Source organism: Nitrospira sp. BLG_1 (assembly GCF_047338595.1).
Taxonomy (GTDB): domain Bacteria; phylum Nitrospirota; class Nitrospiria; order Nitrospirales; family Nitrospiraceae; genus Nitrospira_D.
Genome location: NZ_JBLFBO010000081.1, coordinates 1 through 5883, shown reverse-complemented (window position 1 = coordinate 5883; position 5883 = coordinate 1). Strand labels below are relative to the sequence as shown.

Here is a 5883-nt window from a genome sequence, read left to right as displayed (position 1 = left end):
GCTGTCGCGGTACTCGTTCCATCATCACCTCCAGACCTCAGATCATAGGGTGAAGGCGTCCACTTTTTCGAGCTTACCTCATGAAAGCACTCGTAGGTTTGGGTGTACATTATTACACTAAGACGTCACCATCTGAGATAGAGGTTGATGCCATTTGCCCTCTCGAATGATAAATTATTTATAGTAAATTCATTGTATATCCGTACCTTATATGGAACATTCCGAAATAAGTTGCTTATTCGCAATTGGCATAATAATTGCTTAACCTTTAACTCTCGTATGCGTTTCAGTAACGAACCTGCTTGAAATGATCTTCTTACTAATTTTAAGCAAGCTACCTTCTAAGTCCTTGTGCATTTGGCGCCATTTAGTGCACTAGATCTTCACTGCTGTTCATTGATTTAGGTTTAATTATTGCGATCATAAGTTTGGGAGGTGTTTCATGAAGAAAATTTTCTTCTTTACGTTGCTTATTGCCATGCATTTCATCGGTCTCTCCGGTGCTGAGGCAATCGACCGTTATGTCCGAGCTGGCGCAACAGGGGCCAAAGATGGGACAGATTGGACTAATGCTTATTCATCTTTACCGGCAACATTAGTCCGTGGCGATACGTATTTTGTGGCATCCGGGTCCTATGGGAGCTATACGTTCGATGATCCTACCAACGGCACAACTCTCATTACCATCAAGAAAGCAACGGTGGCCGATCATGGGTCGGCTATTGGATGGAGCGATTCCTACGCCAGTGGGCAGGCAGTATGGACCGGCTGGAACCTCAACTCTAGCTATGTAACCATCGATGGACAAACAGGAGGTGGACCGGGATCTTGGGATACAGGGCTCGGCTTTGCCGTGCGTGCATTCAGCGACCATCTGATTTACGGGAATAACACGACCAATGTTACCGTACTGCATACTGAATTGGACGGCACTGATAATTCCCCTGGGGACCGAGATGCACTCTACTTTATCTCAGGTGCAACTAACCTAACATTTAGATATATGTATATGCACAACATCGGTTGTGACTTCGCGCAATTTCGTGGCAACATCACGGCATTCACTTGGGAGTACTCAAAGTCGACTCTAAATAACCAAGCATCTGCATGCCATGGTGACGTGTTTGAATACGACAGTGGGACCGCACTCAACTGGGTAATTCGTTATAGCTGGTTTGATAACTGCCAGGGCACTTACCTGCTGGGTACACATGAGTCTGGTAAGTTAAGCGGCGCATGGTTCTACGGCAACATCGTGAGTGGTGGATTTTATACCAACGGAATAGTCTCAGCACTGAGTGGAGGCGGGATTATTTCAGATCTCAAATTCTTCAACAATACTATTGTAAATGCTTCAGTTTACAATGCAGGATTCCTATATCTTGAACGAGGCTCAAATAATCAAATTTATAATAACCTCTACTATGCAAATACTTCCATGCCTGTCAATATGCAGGGAATCCACGACTATAACTGGTTTTATAATGCCGGCGCCCAAAGCGAAACGCATATTCAAAATGGAAGTGGCAACCCGTTTATAAACCTGGCAAGCAAAGACTTTCGACTTTTAGCTTCAACTACCTCAGGAATCAGCTTAGCATCTCCATTTAATATAGATCTTACAGGTAAAACGCGGGGGGGGGATGGAATCTGGGATCGTGGTGCATATGATTTTGGAACCGGTGGTACTGCCACCGTGCCACCATCGCCAACCAATCTAACGGTCCAGTGATAAGGAAAAGAGGGGGCTCCCGAAATTCGGACAGTGTGATAAGTGGTAGCCTGGCTTCACCAACGCCACCGGAAGGTGGCGACACAAAGGAGCGAGGCGATGAAGAGAACGAGACGGAATCACGGGGCGACCTTTAAGGCGCAAGTGGCCTTGGCCGCGGTCAAAGGCGACAAGACCCTCGCCGAATTGGCCGAGCAATTCAGCGTGCACCCTACCCAGATCACAGACTGGAAGCAGCAACTATTGGCCCGGGTGGCAGATGTGTTTAGCGGGGCTACTACGTCACCGGCAGACACCCCGGATCTGAAGACCCTGCACGCCAAGATCGGCCAGCTGACCTTGGAGAATGATTTTTTAGAAGGTGCGCTCACCAAGGCAGGCTTGCTGAGCGCAAAGCGATGATCGATCGGACCCACGCGTTACCAGTTGCGCGACAATGTCAGGTGCTGAGCCTGGCTCGGTCCACTGCGTACTATCAACCCAAGCCAGTTTCTGCCACGGCACTGGCGCTGATGCGTCGGATTGACGAGTTGCATCTGCAGTATCCGTTTGCCGGCGCCCGCATGCCGCGGGATTTGTTACGGCAGGATAGCCATGCCATTGGGCGACGACAGGTCGCGACGCTGATGCGGCGGATGGGCATCACCGCCGTGTATCGCATGCCGCGAACGAGTCACCGGCATCCTGCCCACCGGATCTCTCCCTATTTGTTACGCCAGCTGACGATCACACGATCGAACCACGTGTGGGCCGCCGGCATCACCTACATTCCAATGCAACGGGGGTTCATGTATCTCTGTGCCATCCTGGACTGGGCCAGTCGCCGAGTGTTGACCTGGCGGTTATCCAACACGTTAACCACAGACTTCTGCCTGGAGGCGGTGCAGGAGGCCATCACTCGGTATGGGAGGCCCGAGATCTTTAACACCGATCAAGGTTGCCAGTTCACCAGCCAGAAATTCACCGGGTTTCTGCAGACTCAGGGAATTCAGGTCAGCATGGATGGGATCGGGCGGTGGCGAGACAACGTCTTCGTCGAGCGGTTGTGGCGGAGCCTCAAATATGAGGAGGTGTATCTCCATGCCTACGAAACCGTCGGGGCCACACGCGAAGGCGTGGCGCGTTACATGACCTTCTACAATCAGATCAGGCCGCATCGCGCGCTTGACGGACGCACGCCCGATCGCGTGTACTGGGAGAACAGACCTGCAGAGCCCACGGCTGCGTAGGCGGATACCGCCAGGCACCACTTATGAAGTGAAAGATTCTGTCCAAAGAACCGGAGCCACCTCTGTGCTCCCATAACTATGCAACCTCCAGCTTACCAGACAGTTATGAAACGCCCTAATTACCAACTTAATTACTACTAAGTTTTACGATGTGTCTCAAATATAGTATTCGTGAAATTAGTTCTTCTCCGCATATAATACTTTCGTACAAGGATCCGACGGAATGTCCCTACTATTGATCGGATTTGTTCTTTAAAGGTCAGTTTCAACCAATTCTGGAACAAGGAGAATCCAAGAAGTTTCGGTGTCGGTATTCCAAACATCTTCATTGTTAAAATTCTCCCCCAAACCGCTCCCCTTTTTTGCAGTATCTCTCGTTGAGATTTTTCTAGAATCGATGGATCGGTCTTCTTAAGGATCACATATCCTTTTTCCATGGCTCCTTTCAATATTTCCTTTCCCCGCTCAGTGCGCACAACCGCTATCGACTGGCCAAGCTCCCCCTCCTTAACGGGGCGATACCAAGGATCACCACAAGCAATATCGGCAAACTCGCTAGTGGAGTCTGGACAGAGATGGCATCGATAGGGGCGATATTTTTGCAAAAACCCCCAAGAGTCCCTATATGTCATAACTTCTAGTGGCATCTGTTCTTCTTTTATCTTAACCGAGAATTTTCCAGGCCATCCCTTCCCTCGATAACGAGCCTCCTCTACAGTCTGTGGATCAATTCCCTCCTTTTCAAGTAGGTCTAATGTTCCCTGCGACGAAGGGGTTCCCGCACAAAATATGCCGATTGTGACACCTATCTTCTCAACCAACTCGCCCTTCAGTGAAGAGGCTAACGTCACGCCTGTGACATCGCAAGGCTTGCCGATGAATGCGCAAGGAGCGGGCGCCGCTGCAACCATTGAGAGACCGTCGCACGGCGAGGCTGGTGCATATCGTGATCCAGTTCTCGCTACAATCTCATCCCGTGAAACGCTCAAAACTGTCTCATTCTCCAATGGTGCCTTTTTATCCGCGCCGATGTGTAAAAGACCATGCATCGCTTCTTGTTCGATGCAGTAGAGGGCGATCGCACTCGCCAGTCCGCCCGACGACCCAGCATATCTCACTTCCAGATCAGCGGCATAACCTTCCCACACCTCTAAAACTGGCCCCCAACTTTTCATCAACTCAGGAATGGTGTTACTCCTATCCCGTTCAGTCGAGTGGATAACATTAATCCCGGGGCAGACATTGAGACAATTGCTGCATTGAGCGCAAGGACTCCGTGTAAGTTTTGGCCGTATTCCTTCATCGAGTATATTGACGAGTGTAATATTCTCCGGACATATGTATGCACATGCTCCGCAACCGATACAGAGTCCCCATTCTGTCACATCCTGCACGTTTCGTAATTTCACGAATTACAGTCTTTCCTGAAGGGAACCTATTTCGTTGAACAAGCTCATGATCTCGTCCTTCACCCGGGGCATCGTCCTCTCCAAATGCTCTCTGAACCGTGTTCTTTGCTCAAATGCATTGTCAACTATCGAGAAGATCTCCTCTTTTGTAAGTATCCTAGGATCTGCAACAAGTTCTGTGACGCCAATAGTCTCCATAACCCCAATGAACTTTCTGCTATAAGCGATTGAAACCGTCGGAATATTTTGGGAGAGGGCTGCGATACAAGCATGCATCCGTGACCCGACAAAGAAGTCACACTGGCCAATGATGTGCTTGATCTCGCTCTGATTATACTCGCCGTTCGCAAGTAGAAGCCGCCCGCCATAGCGCTCCTTCAATAGCGAATAGACTTCTTTGCAAACCATAGTATCACTTTCGTCGTTCGAGCCGAAGACGTGAGGAATGAGTATCACATTTGCATTATTCTCCCCTACCACGAATTCAATGAGGTCAGGAATAAGTTCCTTGTAATCCACTTTCAATCCAAACATATTCTTCTTGGAATAGCCGCCCATATACAACAGACCACTAATATTAAGACCGACAACCGGCGTCTTCGTTTCTTTTTGACTATAGAATTGAAGATCCGTATTCCTCGGACGGACAGAGTCCAAGATGAACCCTACGTCATAACAAAACTTGGTCTTATCTTTGCTTCTCTCCAAACCCAATAGGCTATTGACATCCTCAACGCCTTGATAGTCTCTGGAATAGACTAGTTCTGCCTTCTGCAGAATGTAGGTTGCAACGAGTCTTGGAATGAGCCCCTTAAAAGGACCTATGGTTTGAGGCAGCAAGATGAGGCGCTTTCCCATGAAAAGGGTAAGGAGCTGAGGTAATGAGACATAGATAAATCTCTCTATCCCATAGAGATCGCTAAAACTATCTCCCCCTGCAATCGAAGTGACAAAAGAAGCATCAGACAGACGCTTCAAACAAGGATTTCTAGAAATAAATTTACTTCTTACATTGCTAAATGGCACAAGCTTCGCGATCAAAGCCAACAGCAGCAACATCGCGATATGATTTCTTCGATAGACCTGCTTTGAAAAACGCATATTTTCGACTTGGGTGACAATTCGTCGTCCGCCAATCTCGACAGTATGGGTCTTTCTTTCCTTCCCATAATCAAGCATAAACACTTCTGCGCTTGGAAATCGGTTAAAGAGAGCTTTGATTGTACCAGCAGTCAGGGCATTCACCCCCATATTGCTTGCACCGAGTGAAGCACCTAGCAGACAGATCGTTGGGATTTTGTTTTCCATTTCTCTCTGGCTGGAGCCGAATCTAGATGGCATAGTTCCATGTTACCAATTCTAACTGTCCCCTCCTAAACCACCATGCATAGGCCAAGCACAATTCAGATAAATTTGTTCTCCAGACCGGCAAGATTAGAGCCAGCCTCACACCAGAACCGCAATGTTGCCGTAAATATCCGACAGTCCATAGTAGCCTATGGACATGCAGACA

At 48.5% G+C, this 5883-nt stretch carries 4 protein-coding genes and 1 pseudogene; 2 read left to right on the top strand and 3 right to left on the bottom strand.

The window, feature by feature from the left end; all coding sequences use genetic code 11:
- Positions 1 to 442: 442 nt before the first annotated feature.
- A complete protein-coding gene (locus tag ACMTNU_RS20010) occupies positions 443 to 1732 on the top strand; it encodes a hypothetical protein (RefSeq protein ID WP_413937057.1) in 1290 nt (429 codons plus the stop codon).
- Positions 1733 to 1831: 99 nt separating this feature from the next.
- Positions 1832 to 2961 (top strand): IS3 family transposase gene (locus tag ACMTNU_RS20005; protein ID WP_413937056.1). Its coding sequence is split into 2 segments (ribosomal slippage): positions 1832 to 2081 and positions 2081 to 2961, totalling 1131 coding nucleotides; the frame shifts between segments, so codons are not numbered across the junction.
- A 137-nt stretch (positions 2962 to 3098) separates the two neighbouring features.
- On the opposite strand, the gene ACMTNU_RS20000 is transcribed toward ACMTNU_RS20005, so the two are convergent.
- The 3 genes and pseudogenes from ACMTNU_RS20000 to ACMTNU_RS19990 form a co-directional block, all read right to left on the bottom strand.
- Positions 3099 to 4136 (bottom strand): Coenzyme F420 hydrogenase/dehydrogenase, beta subunit C-terminal domain, encoded by a 1038-nt coding sequence (locus tag ACMTNU_RS20000; RefSeq protein WP_413937058.1) that lies wholly within the window; start codon positions 4134 to 4136, stop codon positions 3099 to 3101.
- 69 nt (positions 4137 to 4205) lie between these two features.
- Positions 4206 to 4346: pseudogene (locus ACMTNU_RS19995) on the bottom strand (4Fe-4S binding protein); the annotation flags it as partial.
- Positions 4347 to 4373: 27 nt separating this feature from the next.
- Positions 4374 to 5678 (bottom strand): polysaccharide pyruvyl transferase family protein, encoded by a 1305-nt coding sequence (locus ACMTNU_RS19990; protein WP_413937055.1) that lies wholly within the window; start codon positions 5676 to 5678, stop codon positions 4374 to 4376.
- Positions 5679 to 5883: the final 205 nt, after the last annotated feature.

Excerpts from the sequence above, each read along its gene's own strand:
- ACMTNU_RS20010 (WP_413937057.1), top strand. The coding sequence starts at position 443 with ATGAAGAAAATTTTCTTCTTTACGTTGCTTATTGCCATGCATTTCATC.
- ACMTNU_RS20000 (WP_413937058.1), bottom strand. The coding sequence starts at position 4,136 with ATGAAAAGTTGGGGGCCAGTTTTAGAGGTGTGGGAAGGTTATGCCGCT.
- ACMTNU_RS19990 (WP_413937055.1), bottom strand. The coding sequence starts at position 5,678 with ATGGAAAACAAAATCCCAACGATCTGTCTGCTAGGTGCTTCACTCGGT.